We start from the raw sequence: 23,709 nt of genomic DNA on the forward strand, positions 1-23,709 counted from the left end.
CCTTGTGAACCGATGGCAGCCTCGACGCATTCCCAGCCCCGGACCGACCCCTGGACCGCACCGGTCGCGCGCGGTCCCCTGCGCGGCGACGTGTCGCTGCCCGGGTCCAAGTCGCTGACGAACCGCGAGCTCGTGCTCGCCGCCCTCGCCGACGGCCCGTCCACGATCCACCTGCCGCTGCACTCCCGCGACTCCACGCTCATGATCGAGGGGCTCCGGCAGCTCGGCGTGGGCATCGACGAGGTCGTCCCGGCGCCGGGCGAGACCCCGAACCCGTACGGCCCGGACCTCCGGATCACCCCCGCCCCGATGCACGGCGACGTCCGGCTCGACTGCGGCCTCGCCGGCACCGTGATGCGGTTCCTGCCCCCGCTCGCCGCGCTGGCGGTCGGACCGGTCACGGTCGACGGCGACCCCTACGCCCGGAAGCGCCCGATGGACGCGATCATCCGTGCGCTCGTCGACCTCGGTGTCGACGTGACGGACGACGGCGACGGCGCGATGCCGTTCGCCCTCACCGGCACCGGCGCGGTCCGCGGCGGAGCGCTGACGATCGACGCCTCGGCCTCGTCGCAGTTCGTGTCCGGGCTGCTGCTCTCCGCGCCGCGCTTCGACGAGGGCCTCCACCTCACCCACGTCGGCGAACGACTGCCGAGCATGCCGCACATCGACATGACCGTCGCAGCCCTCCGTGCCCGCGGGGTGCGGGTCGACGAACCGGCCGTCGGCGAGTGGGTCGTGCACCCGGGGCCGATCGCCGCGCGCGACGTCACCATCGAACCGGACCTGTCGAACGCCGCACCGTTCGCCGTGGCCGCGCTCGTCGCGGGCGGCACCGTCCGCATCCGGACCTGGCCGACGGCGACGACGCAGGTCGGCGCCGACCTCGAGACGCTCCTCCCCCTGTGGGGCGCGACCGTGGCCCGAGAAGGCGACGCCCTCGTCTTCGACGGCGGCGTCGGGATCCGGGGTGGGGCCTCCCTTCCGGGTCTCGAACTGGACCTGAGCCGCGGCGGCGAACTCGCACCGGCACTGGTCGCGCTCGCAGCGCTGGCCGACAGCCCGACGGAGATCACCGGGATCGGCCACCTGCGTGGGCACGAGACGGACCGGCTCGCCGCGCTGGCGGCGGACGTCAACCGGTCTGGAGGCGCGGTGCACGAACTCGACGACGGCCTCCGGATCGAGCCGGTCGCCCTGCACGGCGGCCCCTGGGCCGCGTACGACGACCACCGGATGGCGACGGCAGGCGCGATCGTGGGCCTCGTCGTCGACGGCGTCGCCGTCGACGACATCGGGTCGACGGCGAAGACCCTGCCGCAGTTCCCCGAACTGTGGGCGGACCTGGTCGCGACCGCCACGACGCCGGCTGGTTCGGCACCGGTTGCTTCGGCACCGGCGGCCGCTTCGGCATCGAGCGAGGACTGAGCGCATGAGCTGGTGGGACGACGTCGACGGTGACGACGGGGACGAGGACGAGCCGTACGGGCAGTTCGACGAGTCGAGCGTGCGGGTCCGGCCGAACCCGAAGGGGAACCGGCCGCGCACGAAGACCCGGCCGACGTACGACGACGCGCCGATCGGCTGGGTGACGAACGTCGACCGCGGCCGGTTCGGCGTGCTGGTGGGCTCCGGGACACCGGACGAGCACGTGATCACCGCGACGAAGGCCAGGGAGCTCGGCAAGAAGTCGGTCGTCACGGGCGACCACGTCTCGCTCGCCGGTGACGTCTCCGGCGACGCCGGCTCCCTCGCGCGCATCGTGAAGGTGAGCGAGCGCACGACCCTCCTCCGCCGGAGTGCCGACGACACCGACGACGTCGAGCGCGTGATCGTGGCGAACGCCGACCAGATGCTCATCGTGGTGGCCGCCGCCGACCCGGAGCCCCGCACCCGGCTCATCGACCGGTACCTCGTCGCGGCCTTCGACGCCGGGCTCGACCCGGTCCTCTGCATCACGAAGACCGACCTCGCCGACCCGGCGCCGTTCCTCGCGCACTTCGCCTGCCTCGACCTCCGCATCGTGACGAGCCGGGCCGACGACGTGCCGTTCGAGGCCCTGCACGAGGTCCTCGACGACAAGGTCACCGTCACCGTGGGCCACTCGGGCGTCGGCAAGTCGACCCTCGTGAACGCGCTGACCGGGTCGTCGCGAGCGACCGGGGTCGTGAACTCCGTCACCGGGCGCGGGCGTCACACCTCGTCGTCGTCGATCGCACTGGAGGTGCGGGACGGCGGCTGGATCATCGACACCCCCGGCGTCCGGTCGTTCGGCCTCGGGCACGTCGACCCCGCGAACGTGTTCCGGGCGTTCGCCTCGCACGCGATCCCCGTCCGGGAGCCGGCCGACGGCATCGCGCTCGACCAGGCGCACGACTGGGAGATCGTCGACCGGGTGCAGGCCGGGGAGCTCGGCGCGACCGGGGTCGAGCGCCTCGACTCGTTCCGGGCGCTCCTGACCGGCATGGGCGCGCACGACCCGGGTACGGAGTAGCGCGGGCTCGTCGCTGCCGCGCGCTCTCGGCGCCCGGCGTGTCTCGCTGCCGAGATCGCACTCCGGCGCGCAACCCCGGCGGTGAGATCGCACTTCGGCGCGCCACCCCGGCGGTGAGATCGCACTTCGGCGCGCCAACGCGCCGACGAAGGCCGCGAAAGTGCGATCTCGGCGACCCGGCGTCGGTTCACGTCTGGCGCAGACGACGTCCTCCGGCGCCCGCCGCACGCCGCACGCCGCACGCCGAGATCGCACTCCGGCGCGCAACCACGACGGTGAGATCGCACTTCGGCGCGCCACCCCTGCGGTGAACGCCGCGAAAGTGCGATCTCGGCGACCCGACGTCGGTCCGTGTCTGGGACGACGTCCCCGCCGCACGCCGCACGCCGAGATCGCACTTCGGCGCCCAACCCCGGCAGTGAGATCGCACTTCGGCGCCCCACCGCGCCGACGAAGGCCGCGAAAGTGCGATCTCGGCGAAGGGGGAACGGGGCGAGCGGGCGGAGAGGGGGCACGGGGGACGGGGCGGACGGGCAAGGCGGACAGGGCGGGGTCGACAGGTCTGCACCGGGGTTGTACAGTTGCCCTTTGTGTCTGAAGTTGCAAAGTACAACTTTGCGCCGACCCCCGCCGTCGACGCCCCGTCCTCCCCCATGACGACAACGACGTCGCACGTGCACACCGCCCCCGCATCCGCCCACCCGCACTCCCACGCGGCGCCCCGGACCCCGCGAGCAGACCGGCAGCCGAACGGCAACACGGTCCTCCGCCCGCAGGGGCTCGGCCGCGTCCTGCTGTCCTTCGGCTCGCACATCCTCGTACCGCTCTTCCTCGCCGTCGGCATGGGCCTCGCCTACCTCGGCGCGTTCCACGCCCCGACGCCGCACGACCTCCCGGTCGGCATCGTCGGTCAGAGCGCTGCGACCCAGGTGTTCGCGCAGACCGTGACCGACCAGTCCGACGGCGCGCTCGTCGCCCACGTGGTGCACTCGACCGCCGATGCCGAGCGGCAGATCCGTGACCGCGACCTCGCCGCCGTCTACGCCCCGGGCACCACCGGCGCGACCCTCTACGTCTCGACGGCAGCGTCCGAGACGACCGCCAGCGCGGCGCAGAAGGTCTTCATGCCGATCGCGTACCAGGCGCACCTGCCGTTCACGGTGCAAGACGTGGTGCCGACGGGCGACGAGGACACCACCGGCCAGGGACTCTTCTTCCTGCTCGTGGCGCTGAGCGTCGGCGGCTACGCGTCGGCCATCGCCGTGGCCGCGTTCGCCGCTCGGCTCCGGCCGCTGTGGACCGCCGCGGTCGGCCTGGTGACCGCCGGTGTCGTCGCGGGCATCGGCATCGTGATCGCCGGTCCGCTGTACGGGATCATCACCACGCACCGGTGGGAGATCTTCCTGTTCGCGTGGATGTACGACGCGATCATCGTCGCGCTCGGCGTCGGCCTCCACCCGCTGCTCGGCCGGTGGACGACCCCGGTGCTCACGATGCTCTTCGTGATGCTCAACTTCACGTCGTCCGGCGGCATCTTCCAGCCGGCGTTCCAGCCCGGGCTCTTCGCCGGCCTCAACACGTTCTGGAGCGGGGCGGCCTGGCTGCAGGCCGCGCAGGAGCTGCTGTACTTCCCCGGCGCATCGCTCGGCCGGTCGTCGCTCGTGCTCGCCCTCTGGCTCGCCGCCGCGGTGCTGCTCTGCGTCGTCGTCCACGGCCTCGTCGCCCGGCGCACCCGCATCGCCCGCGAGCGGGAGGTCACGCGCCTCGAGGAAGAGGCGGTCGTCGCCGCCTGACGCCGCTACGCTCGGGGTCGTGGACCTCAGCGCCGACCTGGACTTCGCCCGCTCCCTCGCAGACACCGCCGACGCGATCAGCCTCGAACGGTTCCGGGCGGCCGACCTGCACGTGTCGAAGAAGGCCGACAGCACGCACGTGACCGACGCCGACCAGGCGGTCGAGCGGGCGCTCCGCGAGCGGATCGCGGCCGAGCGGCCGGACGACGCGTTCCTCGGCGAGGAGACGACGGCGGACACCGGCGCCGAGGCCACGAGCGAGGGGCACCGTCAGTGGGTCGTCGACCCGATCGACGGCACCGCGAACTACCTCCGCGGCGTGCCGGTCTGGGCGACGCTCATCGCCCTCGCGGTCGACGGCCGTCCGGTCCTCGGCGTCGTGAGCGCGCCGGCCCTCGGCAAGCGCTGGTGGGCGGCGGAGGGGCAGGGCGCGCACTCGTTCGACGGCCCGTTGCACGTGTCCGGCGTCGCCGAACTCGCCGACGCCAGCCTGAGCTACAACAGCATCCAGCAGTGGGACGACGACGACCGCCTCCAGCCCCTCATCGACCTGTCCCGGAAGGTCTGGCGCACCCGCGCCTACGGGGACATGTGGCCGTACATGATGGTGGCGGAGGGCGTGCTCGACGTCGCCGGCGAACCCGACCTCAAGCCCTGGGACATGGCCGCACTCGTCCCGATCGTCGAGGAGGCCGGCGGCCGCTTCACCTCGCTCGACGGCGACCCGGGCCCGTGGCACGGCAGCGCCCTCGCCACGAACGGTCTGGTGCACGACGCCGTCGTCGAGGTCATCCGCCGCTAGGCCCCGGTCCCGAGCAGGACCGGGTCCCGAGCACCGGGTCCCGACCAGGCAGGGGTCACGAGCACAACCGGCCTGGAGGCGCGGCCCGCCTCAGCCGCGCCCCTGACGGTCCGCAGGCGGCGCGTCCACGGCCCCACGTGCCTCCAGGCCGTCCGTCCGGTCCGCATCCGCCGCGGCGGCGCCGGACCGCTTCGCGGCCCGCCGCCGCACCACCAGGTCGCTGACGGCGAGCACGAGCGCCAGCGCCATGAGCGACACCGTGAACGTCGTCCCGCTCCGGAAAGCGTCGTGGTAGGCGTCCAGACGAGACTCCCCACCGGCCCCCGTCGTCTCCCCGCGCACGATCCCGTAGAAGATGCTCGTCGCCACGGCCGTCCCGATCGCCGTCCCGACGCGCTGCCCGAGCTGCTGCATCGACCCCGCCACGCCGGACTGCTCGATCGGCACCTCGGCGAGGGTGAGGGTCTGGTTCGGCGACACCACGAACCCGCCGCCGAGCCCGCCGACGAGGAACGCCCCCGCCATGGCCCAGGGCGTCACCGACGGCGGGGTGAGCGTCGCGGCGAGCATCAGCAGCACGAAGCCGATCACGACGAAGACGAGCCCCGCGACCACGAGCGCCCGGCCGACCCGGTCGACGATCCGCCCGCCGATGTAGGAGCCCACCGCACTCGTGGCGGCGAAAGGGATGCTCACCATGCCGGCGAACAGCGGGGCGAGCCCGAGCCCCTCCTGCAGGTACAGCGTCACCATGAGGAACGAGGCGGGCAGGGCCGCGAAGTACACGGCGACGATCGACAGCCCGTTGCGGTACGACGACAGTCGGAACAACTCGAAGTGCACGACCGGTGACTTGCCGTTCGCCGTGTAGCGGCGCTCCCACCAGACGAACGCCATGACGAACACGGCGAACGCGACGAGCCACAACCACCGCGCGCCGGAACCGCCAGCACCGGTGGTCAGCACGAACGGCAGCATGAGGGTGACGATCGCGCCGCCGAGCAGCAGGATGCCGACGATGTCGAGTTCGCGGTCCGCCGCACGCCCCTGGGCCCCCTTGGGCAGGAGTCGCAGCGCGAACAGCAGCGCCGCGATGCCGAGCGGCACGTTCATCCAGAACAGCAGCCGCCAGCCGGACTCCTCGCCGCCGATCGCGATGAGGCCCCCACCGATGGTCGGACCGAGCGCGGTGGAGATGCCGATCATCGCGCCGAACAGCCCGAACGCGCGGCCCCGCTCCGGCCCGCGGAAGAGCTGCTGCACCAGGCCGATCACCTGCGGCATCTGCGTGCCGGCGGCGAAGCCCTGCAGGATCCGCGTGACGATGAGGACCTGGATGTTCGGGGCGATCGCGCACAGCAGGCTCGAGACGGTGAACGCGACGAGCCCGACGATGAACAGCGCCCTACGGCTCTTCAGGTCGCCCAGTCGGCCGGCCGGTACGAGCGCGAGCCCGAAGGCCAGGGCGTACCCCGCCACGATGAGTTGCAGGGACGAACTCGTCGCGCCGAGGGACTCCTCGATCGACGGGAGCCCGACGTTCACCTTCGACAGGTCGAGGATCGTGAGCGCCGCGACGGCCACGCAGACGGCGAAGGCCCGCCACCGCGAGCGGTCGTCGGGGCGGGTTTCGGTCTGGGCGGTCGGGTCGGCGCTGGACATCACCAACCGTGCTACACCGCCCCCGCCGATCCCCGGTCCGGACATCGGTGTACCCCGATTCCGTACCACGGGGCCGCGCAGTGAAACCCCGATCTCCGCCGCGGGGGGCACGTGGCCCCCCGGACTGGGGTCAGGTGGGGGTGACATCGGATTGCGGAGACCGGCCATCCGGGCCGAAACCTGAGTTATCGTGCTCGCAGGCGGCAGGTCAGGCGACGTCTCGGATTCCCTAGATCCGGACACTGCAGGACCGGTCGTGCTTCGTCCGAAGACCCTAACCCGAGGGGTGATACAGACGATGACTTCATCGTTCCCGAGCGGAACCGAGTGCACCCTCACTCGTCATCCGCATTCCGAAAACCATTCTGACCGTTCTGGCGCGCGTACCCTCGCCGCTTCTCGTCCGGCTCTGCACGTGCCCAACGGCCGTGCCACGTTCCGGCTCTCCTCCTTCGCCGCATCCGCTTCCGGGCCCGGAGGCCGGTGAGTCATGGGACTCACCGGTCGCCGTCTCGAGGTCGACCGGATCGCGACCCTCGCCGTACTCCCTCGGGAGTCCGCGATGGTCGTCGTCGGCGACCCTGGTTCCGGACGCAGTAGCGTCCTCGACGCGGTGTCCAACCGCGTCTCCCTCCCCGTCGTCCGCGTCGGTGTGAACGGGAGCGAATCGCACTGGCCCCTGGCCGGCGTCGCATCGCTCTTCACCGCACTCGACGACCCACGGGCGACGGCCCACATCGCGCACCTCATCCAGGGGAACGCGCCCGCCGACCGGCAGACGCCGGGACTCGCGGCGGCGCACGACTTCCTCGACGCGGTGCACGCCCTCACCCTGCCGCCCACGCTCGTGCTCATCGACGACCTGGACCGCATGGACGTGGAGAGCCAGGAGCTCATCGCGTTCTTGGCGAGCCGGCTCGCCGGCACCGCGCTCCGCGTGGTCGCCACGGTCCGCACCGTGCCGTCGAACGGTCCGCTCGCGGCCCTGCCGATGCTCCGGATCGAACCGCTCCCGGCGGACGAGGCACTCGTGCTCGCCCGTGCGATGGCACCCGAAGAAGCGAACGACGGCGTCCTCGCCGTCCTCGCCGAGGAGACCGGCGGCAACCCCGGTGCGCTGCGCGAGCAGCTCGCCGTGCTCAGCCGCGAGCAGCTGACCGGCTCCGAGCCGCTCGTGCTGCCGCTCCGCCCCACGCCGACCACCGAGGCCATCGCGGCCCTGGCGCTCGGCTCCGTGTCGGGACGCGATCTGGACGTCCTCGCACGACTGGCGCTCGTCCCCGTGGCGAAGACCGTCGGGTGGGACCGTGACGAGCTCGACGACCTCGCGAACGCCGGACTCACGTCCGTCAAGGGCCAGACCGCCTCCGTCCGCGATCCCCTCGTCCGCTCCGCGCTGTACTGGCGGATGCCGGCACGTGACCGACGGGCCGCCCACACCGAGATGGCCTCGGCGAGCGCCGAGACCGACCCGCGTGCGGCCGCCTGGCACCGCAGCTTCGTCGACGACGTCCCCGACGTGGTCGCCCTGCTCGGGGCCGCTCGGTCCTACGTGGTGGACGGCAACGCCCAGGCCGCGGTCGTCCTCACCGAGCGTGCGCTGCACATCGGTGGCGGCACCGAGGACGAGCACGGTGCGTTGCTCGGTGTCGCCGAGGCGCTGCTGGCGAACCGGCTGCTCGGCTTCGCCGCGCGGTACCTCGCTGCGATCCGGCCGTTCCGGACGATGGCCGACGAGACCCGTCGGCTCCGTCTGGAGTACTCGGTGCAGTACCTCAGCGGGGACGCCGTGCACGCGGACGAACTGCTCGTGCCGGTGGACCCGACGGACGCGGCCGAGGCCGACGCCGTCGGTGGACTCCTCGCGATGGTGGCCTGCTTCCGGGCCGAGGCGTGGGAGCTGGACCAGGCGAAGGACCTCCTCGCCCGGGCCGAACCGCTCCGTCGTTCGGCGTCGGCGCACACGCTGGAGATCTCGGAGACGGCACGCGAGCTCATCGCCGCCGTCGACGGGTCCCTGCCGGCCGACTCCGCGCTGCACGACGGGCTGTCCACCGCGACGCTCGTCCGCATGTCCGATCCCGCCCTGCTGCTCCTCGCCCACGCGCTGAGCATCGCCGAGCGCTACCGCAGTGCCCGCCGTGTCTTCGCCCTCGTCCTCGCTCGGGGACAGGAGGCGCAGCCGGTGTGGAGCGAGGCAGCCCGCTACCTGTCCGCCGAGAACGAGGTGCGCTCCGGGAACTTCCGGCAGGCGCTCCGCGCGATCGACGTGTGGGAGGCCGGTTCGTCAGTCATCGAGCGGCTCCGTGAGCCGTCCCGTGCGATCGCGATCGCCTGGCGGCACTTCGCCGAGGGGCGCTCCCCCGAGGCACTCGAGGTCGTCGACCGGTGCCTCGCGCAACGGTCCACGAACCGGCTCTGGGGTGCGACCGCCAAGCTGCACGCCCTCCGTGGTCGCGTGCTGCTGCTCGACGGTCGGCTCGACGAGGCCGCGGCGTCACTCGAGGCCGCCGACGCCATCGGCCGGTCGCTCCGGAACCCGGCGGTGCTCCGGCACCTCGGCGACCTGGTGGAGGCGTACACGCGCCTCGGCCGGATCGACGACGCGCGGACCATCGCGGCCCGGCTGGCGGCGGACCACCACGCACGGCCGTCCCGCTGGGGTGCGCTCGTGCTGGCCCGCAGCCTGGCGCTCGTGGCCGACGACACGACCCGCGAGACCGCTCGTCGTCGTGCACTGGAGCTGTTCCAGCCGCACGACTCGCAGTTCGAGCGGGCACGCACCTTCGCGGCCCTCGCGGCCGTGGGCAGCACCTCCGAGCGTCCGCGTCTGGGCGCGGCGGCCGCGGCGGCGTACGAGGCGGCGGGGCTCCGGCGTCCGCTCGCCACGCCGGTCGCGTCGGCGGCGATGCCGTCCTTCGGGATGCAGTCGTCGCTCCGGTCCGGTCCGGTCCTGTCCGCCTCGATGCCGGGGACTCCCCGGAGCGCGCCGGACGCCGGGGCGGTGCTCACCTCGCTCACCGCGGAGGAGCGTGCCGTGGTGCAGAAGGTGACGGAGGGGTACCGCAACCGCGAGATCGCCTCGTCGCTGTTCATGTCGCAGCGGACGGTGGAACTGCGGCTGACGCAGATCTACCGGAAGGTGGGAGCGCGCTCGCGTTCGCACCTGGTCGCGCTCCTCACGTGACCTGAACGCGACTCCATGACGGACGGGAGGCACGGTGCCAGCTGGCACCGTGCCTCCCGTCCGTCTGCTGTCACCATCCACCCCCGCACCCGCGTTGCGGGAGTCCGCACGCGCCCGCAGCGGATCGCACCCCTGCACGCGGTGAACCGCAAGAGCGACCGACGACTGTTGCCGTGTCACCCGCGCCGGGTGAGGCTTCTCCTGCACCGACCGCCGTTCCCCTTCCGAGGGGACAGCCCGTGGTACCCCGTCCGGTACCCGAACCGTCGGCCGCGGACGCCGTCGTCCGTCCTCGCCTGATCCGAGGACGGGCGACGGCCCGCAGCCGGTGGCCCCGGACGCACGGCAGACCCGACGGCGGTCGGTGCCGCACCACTCCCCCGCACCACCCGCTGCTCCTCCCACCCGAATGGACTCCAGATGTGCGGCATCATCGCGGCCCGCGTCTCCGACGACGCGACGCCCTACCTGCTCGACGGACTCGAACGACTCGAGTACCGCGGCTACGACTCCGCCGGGGTCGCCGTCCGGACCGCCACCGGCCGCACCGAGACGATCCGCTCCGTGTCCCGCGTCGGTGACCTGCGGACGCTCGTCGCCGCCCGCTCCGGCGACGCCCTCACCGGCACCGGCATCGGACACACCCGGTGGGCGACCCACGGCATCGTCCGCGAGACGAACGCCCACCCGCACGCCGACTGCTCCGGGCGGATCAGCATCGTGCACAACGGGATCATCGAGAACGCCGACCAGCTGCGCGCGAACCTCGAGCGGCAGGGGCACGTGTTCGCGTCCGACGTCGACTCCGAGGTCATCGCGCACCTCGTCGAGCGCGCCCTCGCCGTCGACCCCGACCTCATGCTCGCCGTCCAGATCGCGACCGCACAGCTCGAGGGGTCGTGGGCGATCGTCGTCCTCGACGCCCGGGACGGCCGCATGGTCGCCGCCGCCGAGCGTTCCCCGCTCGTCGTGGCACGCTCGGCCCGCGGTGACTTCGTCGCCAGCGACATCGGTGCGATCGCCGAGTGGTGCGAGACGTTCGTCGCGCTCCGCGACGGTGACGTCGTCGAGCTCGGTGAGGCGTGGACCTGGTCCTCCGCCGGTGTCACCGTGCCCGTGCCGTTCCCGACGCCGGCGCCGTTCGCGGGTGCCGCGCTCGACCTCGGCGACCACCCCGACCACATGGCGAAGGAGATCGAGGAGCAGCCCGCCGTGGTCGCCTCGATCCTCGACCGGGTCGCACGCCGCGCCGCCGACGGCAGCATGTGGGTCGGCCTCGGCCTCCCCGGCTTCCACCGGCTCGCGATCGTCGCGTGCGGCACGTCGCTCAACGCCGGGCAGGTGATCGCCACCGCCCTCCGCGGGATCGGTGGCGTGCCGACCGACATCGTCGTCGCGAGCGAGGCCGAGCAGGCCGTGCTCGGCCCGGGGACCCTCGTCGTCGCCATCAGCCAGTCCGGGGAGACCGCCGACGTGCTCCGTGCACTCGACCGGTTCGAGGACCGGCACCCGGTGCTCGCCCTGACGAACAACGTGCACTCGTCGCTCGCCCGCCGGGCCGACGCCGTGCTCGACTGCCACGCCGGGCCCGAGATCGGGGTCGCCGCGACGAAGACGTTCACCGCCCAGGTCGTCGTCGGTGTCGCCGCGATGATCTCCGCGCTCGTCGCCTCCGGCCGGATCGACGCCGCCCGGTCCTCCGCGCTGGTGGCCGAGCTCACCGACCTCCCGGCACGCATCGAGCACGCGGCCGCGATCGCCGCCGACCGCATCCCGCTCCTGGTGTCGAGCGTCCGGGAGGCCACCGGCTTCCTGTTCCTCGGCCGCGGTGCCGGGCTGCCGTACGCCGCCGAGGGGGCCCTCAAGCTCAAGGAGCTCAGCTACCGGTGGGCCGAGGCCTACCCGGCCGGCGAGCTCAAGCACGGCCCGCTCGCCCTCGTCGACGAGGGCACCCCGGTCGTCGTCATCGACCACGGGGAACCCCGGCTGCAGGCGAACATCGCCGAGGTCCGTGCCCGTGGTGGCTTCGTCATCACGATCGGCGGCGAGGGGTCGGACATCCCGGCACTCGGCCGACGCGCTGCCGGTGACCTCGCGTGGGGCCGGGCGACGGCACCCTGGGGCCCGCTCGAGGCCGTCGTCCCACTGCAGATGCTCGCCCGCGAACTCGCGCTGCAGCTCGGCTGCGACGTCGACAAGCCGAGGAACCTCGCCAAGTCGGTGACGGTCGAATAGCCAGGCACACGCGCATGAACCGTCTGACGGTGTTCCTCGCCGTCCTCACGGCGCTCGCCATCATCGCGACGATCGTCGTGATCGCGGTGACGCTCGTGCCGACCTGGATGCCCTGATCCCACGGGGCGTCGCCCGGTTCCGGGGCGTCCTCGGTCCCCGGGGCGTCGCCGGTCTGCGGGGCGTCCTCGGCGCGTTGCCGGGCGGGGCTGCGATCCTGGTCCCTTGACCACCGCAGCCCCCTCCCTCGTCTTCGTCGCGCTCCTCGTCGGCGCCGTCCTGCCGTTCGTGCCGGTCGTCGGCCGGGTGGCGCGCATCGCCGCGACCATCGCCCACGAGGTCGGGCACGCCGTCGTCGTGGTGCCCTTCGGCGGCCGCATCCAACGCATCGAGCTGCACCCGGACGGCTCCGGTGAGGCCTGGGTGCAGCTCGGCCGGGTGCCGGGCGGGATCCGCTGGGCCGTCCGCATCCTCAACCTCTTCGCGGGCTACAGCGCGCCGATCTGGGGTGGCGTGCTGCTCGTCACCGGGGTGCTGCACGGGTCACGGTGGCTGCCCGTCGTGGTGCTCGGCGTGGTCGGACTCGTGGCGCTGGCCTTCGTGCGGAACTGGTTCGGCCTGCTCGTCGTGCTCGGCTTCGACGTCCTCGCGCTCTGGGTCGCCCTGCGTCCGTCCGAGGCGACCGTGCTCGTGGTCTCGGCCGTCGGAGCGCTCTTCGTGGTCGACGGGCTGCGGTCGGTGGTGCAGGTCGCGCGGTGGCTGCTGACCGGTGCCCGCGTGCAGACCGACTTCCACATCGCGGCGGCGGAGATGCGCGTGCCGGCGACGGTGTGGTTCGTGCTGTTCGTGGCGGTGAACGCGGTGGCGGTGTGGCTCGCCCGCGGGCCGCTCCTCGAGGTGTGGGCGACGGTCGCCGCGGGCGTGCGCGCGCTGTTCTGACGCTGGCGGGCGCGCCGCGGGGGCCGGCGCGCGCCGGGCTCTCGCGGGGGCGGGCGCGCGGGCCGCCCGTCCGTCGAAACATGTACACGCATCCTCCCCGCGCATCGATCGACTTCCCACGCGTCGTTCGACAGGTGGAACGTCGCATGACGCACACGCATCAGCTGCGTCGACATCGATCAACAATCCACGAGTCGATCGACAGGTGGGACGTCGGAACATGCGCACGCATCGGCCACCCGCGCACCACGCCCGCGTCTCCGCCCGCCCGCACCCGCGCCCGCGCACGCCTGCAGGCGCGCGCACCCGCACCCCTGCGAGGATGACCGGATGCGCCCCGACGTCGTGAACGCCTCCCTCGCCACCGCCACCCACCCCGAACGGGACCGCTTCGCCGCCTTCGTGCGAGCTCAGGGCGACGCGGCACTCTGGCGCGAGGGCGGCCCCGAGCACGTCACCGCATCGTGCTTCGTGTTCTCGCCCGACCTCGGCCACGTCCTGCTCTGCCTGCACCGGAAGGGCCGCTTCTGGGTGCAGTTCGGCGGCCACCTCGAGTCCGACGACCGCGACCTCGCCGACGCCGCCCGCCGCGAGGCCCGCGAGGAGTCCGGCATCGCCGACCTCAAGCTCCTCGACGAGCACGTCGTGGACCTCGACCGCCACGACCTGCGCGGCGGCTTCGCCTGCGCCGCGCATTGGGACGTCGGCTTCGTCGCCCTGGTCGACCCGGCGACGCCCACCACGGTCAGCGACGAGAGCGACGACGTCCGGTGGTTCCCGCTGGACGCCCTCCCCGCCACCGTGCCCGACGGCTTCTCGGCACGACTGGCAGCGGTGGTCCGCTCGGTCGCGTCCGGCGACTGACGACGGCCTGGAGGCGCGTGGCGGCGCCGCCACGCGCCTCCAGGCCGGTGCGTGCGCATGGCGCGACGTCCCACGCGTCGATCACCCGGCGGTTCGTCGTCGCATGCGCGCGCACCGGATGCACGCGCATTGTGCGACATCCCACGCGTCGATCGACTCGTGGGATGTCGCGGACGAGGCGGAGCCGGCTCGCGCGCTCGCCCGCGTCACTCCCAGGGGCGCTGCGCCAGCTCCTCGGGGTCGAAGACCCGCCCGCCCGCGACCACGAGCGACCGCGGCACCCGGCGGACCAGAGCGTCCATCGGGTTCTCGGCGTCGAGCAGCACCACGTCGGCGCGGGCCCCCGTGACGAGGTCGTGCTCCTCGTCGGTGACGAACCGGGCGCCGTCACGGGTCGCGAGCTGCACCACGCGGGTGAGGTCCTCGTCGCGGACGACCCCGCCGGCCCGCGCGAACTGCCACGCGATGCCGAGCAGGTCGCCGTCGCCGTAGGGGCTCCACAGGTCGCGGATGCCGTCCGTGCCGAAGCCGAACCGGACCCCGGCCGCGTCGAACTCGTGCAGGGGCAGCTGCTTCATCCGGACCGGGGCGACGGTCGTCATGGTGACGCCGAGCCCGGCCATCCGCGCGAGCAGGTCGCGGCGCCGGACGGGGTCGACGTCGACGATCGCGAAGCCGTGGGCGATGTTCACCTTCCCCGGTGCGATGCCGAGGCGCTCCACGCGGTCGAGGACGAGGTCGAACGAGAACGCGCCGAGCTCGGCGGGCTCGTGCAGGTGGAGGTCGATGCCGCAGCCGGTGTCAGCGGCGATGTCGAACAGGCCGTCGAGCTGCCCGACCGGGTCGCGGTCGATGAGGGACGGGTCGAGGCCGCCGATGTGGTCCGCTCCGGCGAGCGCCGCCCGTCGGAGGAGGTCGAGCACACCGGGCCGGCGGAGCACCCCGTCCTGTGGGAACGCGACGATCGACAGCTCGATGGCGTCGTCGAGCGCGGCGCCAGCGGCCCGGACGGCCTCGATGCCCCGGAGTCCGACGCCGAGGTCGACGTCGACGTGCGTGCGGACCCGGGTGGTCCCGGTCCGCAACGACTCGCGGAGGACCCGGGTCGCGACGGCCTCGCTCGGGATGCCGAGCGCATCGCGCCGGGCGCGCTCGTGGGCGATGCGCCCCTCGGTGCCGCCCTCGCCGCCGTGGGACTCCCACGGGTGTCCCCACCAGCTCTTGTCGACGTGGGCGTGGGTGTTCACGAGACCGGGGAGCGCGAGGCGCCCGCGCCCCTCGACGACGATCGCGCCACCAGCGCCCGCCCCCGCCGCGGTCACCGCGACGATCCGCGAGCCTGCGACGACGATGTCGGCCGGGTCCCCTCCCCACGGTCGCACGTCGCGGATGAGCAGGGTCGCTTCGTCGTCCACCATGCTCCCCATGCTGTCAGACGGCCGGATCGTAACCGGACGCCGTAATCAGGAGCCGCCGGAGGAAGCCTGCGAGAGTACCGGAACGACGACGGCAGGAGGTGTCCCATGGCGGACGACGAGCACGGTTTCGCGACCGAACAGGTGCACGGCGGGTTCGAGCCCGACGCGGGCCACGGTGCGAGGGTCCCGGCGATCCACATGTCCTCGGGCTTCCTGTTCGAGGACTTCGACCAGGCACGGGACCGCTTCGCCGGCACGGACGACGGCTACACCTACACCCGGCTCGGCAACCCGACGAACGCGGACGTCGAGCGCCGTGTCGCGCTGCTCGAGCGGGGCGTCGAGTCGATCCTCGTGGGCAGCGGCCAGGCGGCGGCGACCATCGCGTTCCTCGGCATCCTGCAGGCGGGCGACCACGTCGTCAGCGCGCGGAGCATCTACGAGGGGACGCGGGGGCTGCTCGTGCAGAACCTCGGCCGACTCGGCATCGAGGTCGACTTCGTCGGGGACCAGCGCGACCTCGACGAGTGGGCACGGCTCGTCCGTCCGAACACGAAGGCGTTCTTCGCCGAGACGATCCCGAACCCGAAGAACGACGTCCTCGACATCACCGGCGTCGCGGACACCGCGCACCGTGCGGGGGTCCCGCTCATCGTCGACAACACCCTGGCGACGCCGTACCTCGTCCGTCCGGTCGAGCACGGCGCGGACATCGTCGTGCACTCCGCCTCGAAGTTCCTCTCCGGGCACGGTGCGGGGCTCGGCGGCGTGGTCGTCGACGGTGGCACGTTCGACTGGTCCGCCTCCCCCGAGCGCTGGGCGCACCTCACCAGCCCCGAGCGGTCGCTCGGCGGGCAGAGCTACGTCGAGCGCTACGGCAACCGTGCGTACATCGTGTTCGCACGGGACGTCGTCGCCTCGCGCATCGGCCCCACCCCGTCGCCGTTCAACGCGTTCCTGCTCCGCCAGGGCATCGAGACGCTCAGCCTGCGGGTGGAACGCCACAGCGCGAACGCGCTGGCCATCGCGGAATGGCTGGACCAGCAGCCGGAGGTGACGAGCGTCGACCACGCGGGTCTCGCCTCCAGTCCGTACCACGACCTCGCCCAGCGCTACCTGCCGCGTGGTGCCGGTTCCGTCTTCGCGTTCACGCTCGCGGGCGGCGAAGCCGCCGCGCGGACGTTCATCGACACCGTCCAGCTGTTCAGCCGGATGACCCACCTGGGCGACGTCCGGTCGCTCATCCTGCACCCCGCCACGACGACGCACGCCGGCCGCACCCCCGAGGAGCGCGCCGAGCAGGGCATCGGCGACGGTCTCATCCGGCTGTCCGTCGGCATCGAGGACGTCGCGGACCTGATCCGCGACCTCGAGCGTGGTCTCGCTGCGGTGCGCGGTCGCGGTCGTGCTGATGGTGTGGGCCTGGAGGCACGGGTCGACCCCGCCACGGACCTCGCGTCCCTGACGCACGCCGTCCCGCAGGACCACGTCATCGCCGAGGAGCTCTGACGATGGCGGAACTGCAGCACTTCGGGTACTTCTTCTCGCGCGGCTTCGGCCCGCAGGCGTGGGGCCGAGCGGACTGGGACTGGGGACACGACTGGACGAAGCCCGACCTGTACCAGCAGTCCGTCCGGGCCCTCGAGCAGGCCGGCATGGACCTGGTGATCGCCGAGGACGCGATCTCGCTCGGCAACCCGTCCACCCTCGACCTGCGGATCCGGCAGGCGTACGGCGGGCCGAAGCACGACCCGCTGCTCCTCGCGCCGTACCTGTTCGCCGCGACGTCGCACATCGGCATCGCCCCGACGGTGAACGCCGGCGTCACGCCGCCGTACCTCGCCGCTCGGCAGTTCGCCACGCTGGCGCACCTGTCGTCGGAGCGTCTCGGGATCAACGTCGTCACCGACGTCGGCAGCGCCCGGCACGCCGGACTCCCGGCGCTCCCCCACGACCAGGCGTACGACCGTGCCGAGGAGTGGATCACCCTGCTCCGCCGCCTCTGGCACTCGTGGGGGTCCGACGGGTACGTCGGTTCGCGTGACGACTGGCACTTCGCCGACGGGTCGCACCTCGACGCGTTCCACCACCAGGGCGAGTACTTCACCGCCGACGGGCCCCTCAACGCCCTGCCGCTCGACTCCGACCCGATCGTGGTCTCCCCCGGCGGGTCCGGCCGCGGGCTCGGGTTCGCGGGGACGCACTCGGACGTGCAGCTCGCGCTGGCGCCCCTGTCCGCCGCCGCGGTCGCGGACTACCGCCGCCGGGTGCTCGACGCTGCCGCCGAGGCCGGCCGTTCCGCCGAGGACCTGCGGATCCTGTTCGTCCTGAAGCCCGAGATCGTCACGTCCACAGCGGAAGCCGAGCGGGTCGTGGAGGCCTCACGGCACCCGTCGGACGACGACCTCCGCACCGCGGCGATCGCGTGGTCGAGCGACTCCGAGACGGACCTGCTCGCGCTCGACCTGGACGCGCCGATCCCGGACGGCACCTTCGGGGACCACGTCTCCGCCGGCACCGTCCGCGGTCTCGTCGGTGACACGCCGCGCGCGCCGCTCCGTGAGCTCCTCACCCGGAAGGCACGGAAGGGACGGGTGTCCGCGCGCGAGGGCTTCGTCGGCACCGCCGACGAGTTCGCCGACTTCATCGAGGAGCTCGGCGCCGACGCGGACAACGACGGCATCATCTTCTCCGGCGACCTGCACCCGGCGCAGGTGTACCGGATGTTCGGGGACCTCGTACCGGTGCTCCGGCGCCGTGGACTCCTCCGTCGGGAGTACGGCGCCGGAGGCATCCGGGCGAACCTGTTCGACTTCTAGTGGTGCACGGGCTCCACGATGCCGGACTCCTCGACGTCACGGACGTCCTCGGCGGTGCGGAGGATCTCCTCGCGGTCGGAAGCGGAGTTGATCGCCCAGTAGTAGATGACCAGTGAGAACACGGCCACCACGACGATGTCGATCCACAGCGGGAACACCGGGTGCGTCAGCGGACCGAAGTCGCTGAGGAACACGATGAGGCCCATGCCGATCAGGTAGGGCAGCAGCCACTGGGCCGCCTTCCAGTCCCACCGCGGCCGGACGCTCGTCTTCCCGCGGAACACGTTGTTGAGGACGATCACGACGGCGCCGATGAGGATCGCGACGCCGAGCTTCCAGTCGGTGTCCCACCCGGTCCAGAGGATGATGAGGTTCGCGACGATGAACGCGATCGGCGACAGGGCGCTCGCGGCGGGCATCCGGTACGGGCGCTCGATCTCGGGGATGCGCTTCCGGAACGCACCGAGGGCGAGCGGTGCCCCCGCGTACATGAGGACCGACGCACTCGTGATGAGGCTGACGAGTCCCTGCCACGACGGGAACGGCGCGAAGCACGCGCAGCCCACGACGAACGCCGTGATGAGGCCGACCCACGGGACGCCCTGCTTCGTCGTCCACTCGAACGCCTTCGGGAAGTACCCGTTCCGGCTGAGGCCGTACGAGATGCGCGAGGTCGCCGTCACGTAGATGAGGCCGGTGCCGGCCGGCGAGATGATCGCGTCGATGAAGATGATCACCGCGAGCCAGGTGATGCCTGCGGCCATCGCGATGTCAGCGAACGGACCGGTGTACTTCGTGAAGTCCGCCGTCGCCCACGAGCCCTGGATCGCGTCCGAGCGCAGCACGCCGAGGAAGACGACCTGCAGGAGCAGGTAGATCACGAGGCCGATGAGCACCGAGCCGATGACCGCGCGCGGGATGTCGCGCTTCGGGTTCTTCGCCTCGCCCGCGAGCTGGTCCGCCTGCTCGAAGCCGAGGAACGCGAAGATGATGCCCGACGTCGACACGGCGGCGAGGATGCCCTTCGCGCCCTCGGGCATGAAGCCGTCCGCAGCGGTGAAGTTCGAGCCGTGGAAGCCGCTGAACGCCAGCACGATGATGACGAGCAGGGGGATGGCGACCTTCCACCAGGTCGCCGCCGAGTTCGTGTTCGCGAGGATCTTGACGCTCAGCAGGTTGATGACCGTGACGACGGCCATCAGCAGGACGGCGACCGCGATGCCGGACCCGGTGAGGAGCTGCTGCGTCTCACCGTCGACCGTCGTGGTGTGCAGCCACGGGTGCGCGAACTGCCAGTGCTGCGCGTACTTGATCATCGCCTCGACCTCGATCGGGGCGACGGTGACCGACTGCAGCCACGAGAACCAGCCGAACGAGGCCCCGGCGATGCCACCGAAGGCGATGTGGGGGAACCGCGCCGTTCCGCCCGCGATCGGGAACATGCCGCCGAGCTCGGCGTGCACGAGTGCGAGGACGAGGATCGCCACGCCACCGATGAGCCACGAGATGATCGCGGCGGGTCCGGCGGTCTTCAGCGCCTCTTGCGAGCCGAAGAGCCAGCCGGAACCGATGATCGACCCCGTCGAGGCCCAGATGAGTCCGATGAAGCCGACGTTGCGCTTCAGGCCGGAGTCCGGCAGCGCCTGTGTCGTTGTAGCCACTGTTGCTCCTGTCGAGTGAGCGCGGCCCCGCGAACGGGGGCCGCGCTCATCGACTCTGGCACTGTGACAGCAACTTGGCCGGATTGTTTAACACAATGGAAACAATCGTGCTGTACAAGCACTCAGATTACTTCTTGGATTTCTTGCCCTTCTTGGCGTCGTCCTTCTTCGACGACTTCTTGTGCTTCTTCTTCTTGCCGTCGTCCTGCTTCTTCTTGCCGTCGTCGTGCTTCTTGGACTTCTTCTTCTTCTCGCTCGGGTCCTCGGGGGCATCGTCCGAGTCGTCGGGCAACGAGAGCCCGTCGACGGGTTCGACCACGACGGCACTGCCCGTGTCCGCGAGCACGTCGACCGCCTGCTCCTCGACGACCGGCACGAGCGCGTCCTCGACCCGCTCCACGACGAGCTCAGCACCGTCCTCGGCGAGCCGCAGCAGCGCCTGGGCCGCACGGAGCCGGGTGGAGGACTTGCGGGCGAGCACGTCGGCGCGGGCTCCCTCGAGGAAGGCCCGGAGCGAGCGTTCGACGACGGAACGACCCCGAGGCGCCGAACGGTCGAGCCGATCGAGCTCCCCGGCGATCCCGGAGACGTCGTCCTCGACGTGCTCGTGCCGGACCGACTCGACGAGCGCGGCGACCGCTGCGCCGGCACGCTCGACGGCGGCACTCCGCTGGTCGAGCACGACGAGCATCTCGAACGTCGAGCCGTACGACACCGTCTCGAGGCGGACGGGCTCGGCGCCGCGCCCGCGGACGACCAACCGGGCGTCCGGCGTGGGCAACCAGGCGATCACCGCGGCGACCGTGGCGACGGACCCCACGATCCGCTCGTACTCGGCGAGCCCCACTCGCTCCTGCTCTCGCAGCCGGACACGGATCGCGATCTCCTGCACCACGTGCGGACCTCTCGTTTCGCCGATCGACACGAGCGTCTTCCCGCGCCGCTTCGGATCGTAGTCCTCGGAGGTGGCACGACAGAGAACGCCCCGCCTTCGTCCTGGAGACGACGACGGGGCGTTCAGCGTGACAGCGGCTCGACGACCGACGAATGGTGGAGATGGGGGGAATCGAACCCCCGTCCATCGCTGCAATTCGACGTCTTCTACGGGCGTATCCGGATAGTTCGTTCTGCTCGGCCCCGTCCTTTGCTACCGGCTTCTAGGACGACGGGCCCAGTCTCAGTGCAAGTCCCGCACGGCCCTGAGGCGCAACCGTGCAGCAAGTCCTCTGGATGACGCCGGAACTCAGGTTAGAAGACGATCACCTGGCCGACGGACTTCATGTGCTGGGCTGCTTACGCAGCGAGAGCGAAGTCAGTGCGCTTGGAATTGGCACTTGTTGTTTTCCACGGATCGTTGACGAGATGACCGTGGGTCCTCGGCCCGCTTCCCGTCGGCACACAGGCGATGTCGAAACCGATCATCCCCATGCGGGCCGGACGTGCGAGCCGCTGTCACGCTGTTGAGTTGCAAATGCTCCGATCGGAGCAGTCCCTTAGTCTAGCTGACGGAGGCTGCTGACGCCACCGTCACTCGCCGACGCGGTTCCGGGTGCGCATGGCCCGCTCGGCCTCGCGCTTGTCGGTCTTCTCGCGGAGGGCCTGACGCTTGTCGAACTCCCGCTTGCCCTTCGCCACGGCGATCTCGACCTTGGCGCGGCCGTCGTGGAAGTAGATCTGCAGCGGCACGAGCGTGTACCCGCCCTGCGCCGTCTTGTGCGAGATCTTCACGATCTGCTGCTTGTGGAGGAGCAGCTTCCGCTTCCGCCGCGGCGCGTGGTTGTTCCACGTGCCCTCGGTGTACTCGGGGATGTGCACGGCGTCGAGCCAGGCTTCGCCGCCGTCGATGAAGGCGTACCCGTCGATGAGCGACGCACGCCCCTCACGGAGGGACTTCACCTCGGTGCCGGACAGGACCATGCCGGCCTCGTACGTGTCCTCGATGAGGTAGTCGTGACGCGCACGACGGTTCGTCGCCACGATCTTCTCGCCGCGTTCCTTCGCCATGCGTGTCTCCTCTCGATGCCCGGTGCTGCTCGTCCCGGCCGTGCTGCGCAGCCCTACAGAGTACCCAACACTCGACCCGCGGCGCACCTTCCCGGCGCGCCGCGGGTCGAGAGCCTGCCGGGGCCCGGCGGCCGGGGTCAGACCTTGAGGTAGCGGCGGATCGCGATGAGCGCCGAGAGCGCCGCGAGGACGACACCGATCACGATCACCGACGGCACCACGATGGCCGCGTCGCCCATGCCGATGAACGCCGTTCCGGAGAACCGTTGCGACAGGTAGTTCCGGACGAAGAACCACACCACCGCGACGATCGCACCACCCGCGAGGACCGCCCCGATGGCCGCGGCGATCACCCCCTCGAGCACGAACGGTGTCTGGATGAACCGGTTCGACGCCCCGACGAGTCGCATGATGCCGAGCTCTCGCCGTCGACTGAACGCGGACAACCTGATGGTGGTGGCGATGAGCAGCACGGCCGCGATGAGCATCAACGACGCGATGCCGATCGCGGTGTAGGACGACGCGTTGAGCAGGTTGAAGATCGGTTGCAGGTACCCGCGCTGGTCGACCACGCTCTGCACGCCGGCGACCTTCGACAGACTCTCGACGAGGACGTCCGCCTGTGACGGGTTCTTCAGGTTCACCCAGAAGGTCTCGTTGAGGTACGCGGGCTTCACGAACTCGGTGGCGGGCGAGTCCTTGAACTGCTGCTTGAAGCGGTCGTAGGCCTGGTCCTGGTCCTCGTAGTACGTCTTCTCGATGTACGGCTTGAGGGTCGAGGAGTCGAGCTGCGACTGCACCTGCTGACGCTGGTCGTCGGTGGCCTTGGCCCCGGTGCAGTTGCCGGTGGTGTCGGTGTCCGTGCAGAGGTACACGGCGACCTGGGCCCGGTCGTACCAGTACCCCTTCATCTGGTTGATCTGCATCTGGAGCAGGATCGCGGTGCCCACGAAGGTGAGCGAGATGAAGGTCACCAGGACGACGGACACGACCATCGACGCGTTGCGACGGAGGCCCGAGGCGACCTCGGACATGACGAGCCCGAGCCTCATCGGATGATCCCCGGGATGGTCTGGATGCCGGTGGTGGTCGAGACGCCGGAGCCGCGCTGGATCGGCACGGCCTGGGTCTGGTACCCGCCGGACTGCTCATCGCGCAGGATCGTGCCGTTCGAGAGCTCGATGACCCGTCGCTGCATCTGGTTCACGATGCTGGCGTCGTGGGTCGCCATGAGCACGGTGGTGCCTCCCTGGTTGATGCGTTCGAGGAGCGCCATGATGCCGGCCGAGGTCGTCGGGTCGAGGTTTCCGGTGGGCTCGTCCGCGAGGAGGATCGCCGGCTTGTTCACGACGGCGCGGGCGATGGCCACACGCTGCTGCTCACCACCGGAGAGCTCGTGCGGCATGCGGGTCGCCTTGCCGGCGAGACCCACCAGCTTCAGCACGTCGGTGACGGCCTCGCTGATGAAGCCCTTGCTCTTGCCGATCACCTGCAGCGAGAACGCGACGTTGTCGAAGACGTTCTTGTTCGGGAGCAGCCGGAAGTCCTGGAACACGACGCCGAGGTTGCGGCGGAAGTACGGGACCTTGCGCGACGACAGCGAGCCGAGCCGCTGGCCGAGCACGTGGATCTGCCCGCGCGACGGCTTCTCCTCCTTCAGCACGAGCCGGAGGAAGCTGGACTTGCCGGACCCGGATGCACCCACGAGGAAGACGAACTCCCCCTTGAGGATCTCGAGGGAGATGGCGTCGAGGGCGGGACTCGGGTTGCCCGAGTACACCTTGGTGACCTGGTCGAATTTGATCATGACCGGATCAGGGTAGGTCGGTCGCCC

17 protein-coding genes and 1 other RNA gene are annotated in these 23,709 nt (G+C 71.4%); 10 read left to right on the top strand and 8 right to left on the bottom strand.

Features of this window, described 5'->3' with window-relative positions; all coding sequences use genetic code 11:
- The first annotated feature begins 12 nt into the window (after positions 1–12).
- The 4 genes from aroA to hisN all read left to right on the top strand — a co-directional run bounded on the left by aroA (position 13) and on the right by hisN (position 5,089).
- Positions 13–1,428: a 3-phosphoshikimate 1-carboxyvinyltransferase gene (gene aroA, locus DEJ28_RS10885; protein WP_111117401.1), complete on the top strand. Its 1,416-nt coding sequence runs from the start codon at positions 13–15 to the stop codon at positions 1,426–1,428.
- A 4-nt stretch (positions 1,429–1,432) separates the two neighbouring features.
- Positions 1,433–2,494 carry a ribosome small subunit-dependent GTPase A gene (rsgA, locus tag DEJ28_RS10890; protein ID WP_111117402.1) on the top strand — a complete coding sequence of 354 codons (1,062 nt, stop codon included), beginning with the start codon at positions 1,433–1,435 and terminating at the stop codon, positions 2,492–2,494.
- A gap of 653 nt (positions 2,495–3,147) precedes the next feature.
- Positions 3,148–4,287 carry a hypothetical protein gene (locus tag DEJ28_RS10895; RefSeq protein WP_111115781.1) on the top strand — a complete coding sequence of 380 codons (1,140 nt, stop codon included), beginning with the start codon at positions 3,148–3,150 and terminating at the stop codon, positions 4,285–4,287.
- 19 nt (positions 4,288–4,306) lie between these two features.
- Positions 4,307–5,089 (top strand): histidinol-phosphatase, encoded by a 783-nt coding sequence (gene hisN / locus DEJ28_RS10900; protein ID WP_111115780.1) that lies wholly within the window; start codon positions 4,307–4,309, stop codon positions 5,087–5,089.
- Between the two features lie 90 nt (positions 5,090–5,179).
- Here the strand turns inward: hisN and DEJ28_RS10905 are convergent, their stop codons facing one another.
- Positions 5,180–6,751: an MFS transporter gene (locus DEJ28_RS10905; protein WP_111115779.1), complete on the bottom strand. Its 1,572-nt coding sequence runs from the start codon at positions 6,749–6,751 to the stop codon at positions 5,180–5,182.
- 490 nt (positions 6,752–7,241) lie between these two features.
- Between DEJ28_RS10905 and DEJ28_RS10910 the strand changes: the two genes are divergently transcribed.
- The 4 genes from DEJ28_RS10910 (at position 7,242) to DEJ28_RS10925 (ending at position 13,973) form a co-directional block, all read left to right on the top strand.
- Positions 7,242–9,938 carry a helix-turn-helix transcriptional regulator gene (locus tag DEJ28_RS10910; protein WP_111115778.1) on the top strand — a complete coding sequence of 899 codons (2,697 nt, stop codon included), beginning with the start codon at positions 7,242–7,244 and terminating at the stop codon, positions 9,936–9,938.
- Positions 9,939–10,358: 420 nt separating this feature from the next.
- Complete coding sequence (glmS, locus tag DEJ28_RS10915) at positions 10,359–12,173, top strand: glutamine--fructose-6-phosphate transaminase (isomerizing) (RefSeq protein WP_111115777.1); 1,815 nt, start codon at positions 10,359–10,361, stop codon at positions 12,171–12,173.
- Positions 12,174–12,395: 222 nt separating this feature from the next.
- A complete protein-coding gene (locus DEJ28_RS10920; protein ID WP_111115776.1) occupies positions 12,396–13,109 on the top strand; it encodes a M50 family metallopeptidase in 714 nt (237 codons plus the stop codon).
- Positions 13,110–13,439: 330 nt separating this feature from the next.
- Positions 13,440–13,973 carry an NUDIX hydrolase gene (locus DEJ28_RS10925; RefSeq protein ID WP_111115775.1) on the top strand — a complete coding sequence of 178 codons (534 nt, stop codon included), beginning with the start codon at positions 13,440–13,442 and terminating at the stop codon, positions 13,971–13,973.
- A 206-nt stretch (positions 13,974–14,179) separates the two neighbouring features.
- Here DEJ28_RS10925 and DEJ28_RS10930 read toward each other — a convergent pair whose 3' ends face one another.
- A complete protein-coding gene (locus DEJ28_RS10930; protein ID WP_111115774.1) occupies positions 14,180–15,391 on the bottom strand; it encodes an amidohydrolase family protein in 1,212 nt (403 codons plus the stop codon).
- Positions 15,392–15,496: 105 nt separating this feature from the next.
- Between DEJ28_RS10930 and DEJ28_RS10935 the strand changes: the two genes are divergently transcribed.
- Positions 15,497–16,900: an O-acetylhomoserine aminocarboxypropyltransferase/cysteine synthase family protein gene (locus DEJ28_RS10935; protein ID WP_258368076.1), complete on the top strand. Its 1,404-nt coding sequence runs from the start codon at positions 15,497–15,499 to the stop codon at positions 16,898–16,900.
- Positions 16,901–16,902: 2 nt separating this feature from the next.
- Complete coding sequence (locus tag DEJ28_RS10940) at positions 16,903–18,210, top strand: LLM class flavin-dependent oxidoreductase (protein ID WP_111115773.1); 1,308 nt, start codon at positions 16,903–16,905, stop codon at positions 18,208–18,210.
- Here DEJ28_RS10940 and DEJ28_RS10945 read toward each other — a convergent pair.
- The 6 genes from DEJ28_RS10945 to ftsE all read right to left on the bottom strand — a co-directional run bounded on the left by DEJ28_RS10945 (position 18,207) and on the right by ftsE (position 23,682).
- Positions 18,207–19,871 (bottom strand): APC family permease, encoded by a 1,665-nt coding sequence (locus tag DEJ28_RS10945; protein WP_220034630.1) that lies wholly within the window; start codon positions 19,869–19,871, stop codon positions 18,207–18,209. The genes DEJ28_RS10940 and DEJ28_RS10945 overlap by 4 nt on opposite strands.
- 127 nt (positions 19,872–19,998) lie before the next feature.
- Positions 19,999–20,766: a hypothetical protein gene (locus DEJ28_RS10950; RefSeq protein WP_111115772.1), complete on the bottom strand. Its 768-nt coding sequence runs from the start codon at positions 20,764–20,766 to the stop codon at positions 19,999–20,001.
- Positions 20,767–20,919: 153 nt separating this feature from the next.
- Positions 20,920–21,297: a transfer-messenger RNA gene (gene ssrA / locus DEJ28_RS10955) on the bottom strand.
- 101 nt (positions 21,298–21,398) lie between these two features.
- Positions 21,399–21,875 (bottom strand): SsrA-binding protein SmpB, encoded by a 477-nt coding sequence (smpB, locus tag DEJ28_RS10960; protein WP_111115771.1) that lies wholly within the window; start codon positions 21,873–21,875, stop codon positions 21,399–21,401.
- Between the two features lie 137 nt (positions 21,876–22,012).
- The gene (gene ftsX, locus DEJ28_RS10965; RefSeq protein WP_111115770.1) at positions 22,013–22,927 is read right to left on the bottom strand and encodes a permease-like cell division protein FtsX; all 915 of its coding nucleotides are present in this window, start codon (positions 22,925–22,927) and stop codon (positions 22,013–22,015) included.
- The gene (gene ftsE / locus DEJ28_RS10970) at positions 22,924–23,682 is read right to left on the bottom strand and encodes a cell division ATP-binding protein FtsE (protein ID WP_111115769.1); all 759 of its coding nucleotides are present in this window, start codon (positions 23,680–23,682) and stop codon (positions 22,924–22,926) included. The genes ftsX and ftsE overlap by 4 nt, the downstream gene beginning before the upstream one ends.
- Between the last annotated feature and the right edge of the window lie 27 nt (positions 23,683–23,709).

The sequence above is a fragment of the Curtobacterium sp. MCPF17_002 genome, from assembly GCF_003234115.2.
In the GTDB taxonomy this organism is placed as follows: Bacteria; Actinomycetota; Actinomycetes; order Actinomycetales; family Microbacteriaceae; genus Curtobacterium.